At 59.9% G+C, this 583-nt stretch carries 1 protein-coding gene; it reads left to right on the top strand.

What is annotated here, in order from left to right; all coding sequences use genetic code 11:
- Positions 1–531, top strand: a 531-nt coding sequence (locus tag AACY19_RS26805) for an META domain-containing protein (RefSeq protein WP_339454507.1), incomplete at its 5' end; no start/stop codon positions are given.
- Positions 532–583 lie beyond the last annotated feature (52 nt).

The following is a 583-nucleotide window of genomic DNA, read 5'->3' as shown; positions in this document are numbered from 1 at the left end:
CGAAACGACGGAGGCACGAACATGATGACCGACGCAGGTCGCCTTACACGATGGTTGCTAATCGCCGTCCCTGTGCCGGGCATCAGTTGGGCCGCGGCGCTTTCCGCTGATCGCGCGGCCCAACGCGTTCCGCTGATGGGCCAGGTGTGGGTCCTGCGCGATCTCCAAAATGATCGCGTCGCTCGATCGCGACCGGAAGCCGCGACTATCGCATTTTTCAAGGGTCACGTGATCGCTGGAACGGTGAGCTGCAACAGTGTTGGCGGCAGGGAACTTACCTGGACTGCCAAGACATCGAGCAGCGGGACGTTCTCCCATGATGCATCACAAGCCACCATCATGACTGTGGTCGGCTGTCCGAAGGTGGAGGCTCTACGCTTGGGCGGTCGCTTCTGGGAAATGATGAAGACCGCAAGCGCATGGTCGATTGCCGGCGCAACCCTGACGATCAGCTTTTCTGACAGAACTACCGCATCGCTGATGCCCGCTCCAATCGGTACGCCTCACGATAGCCGAAGAAATGGGCGATGAGCGAGTTCGAGATCGATGCAATCCGGGCGCAAGTGCGCGCGATGGATTTCGA

Source organism: Pseudomonas sp. EA_5y_Pfl2_R50, from assembly GCF_963970475.1.
GTDB lineage: Bacteria > Pseudomonadota > Gammaproteobacteria > Pseudomonadales > Pseudomonadaceae > Aquipseudomonas.
The sequence above is the reverse complement of the archived record's forward strand: the minus strand, read 5'-3'. Positions and strand labels throughout refer to the sequence as shown.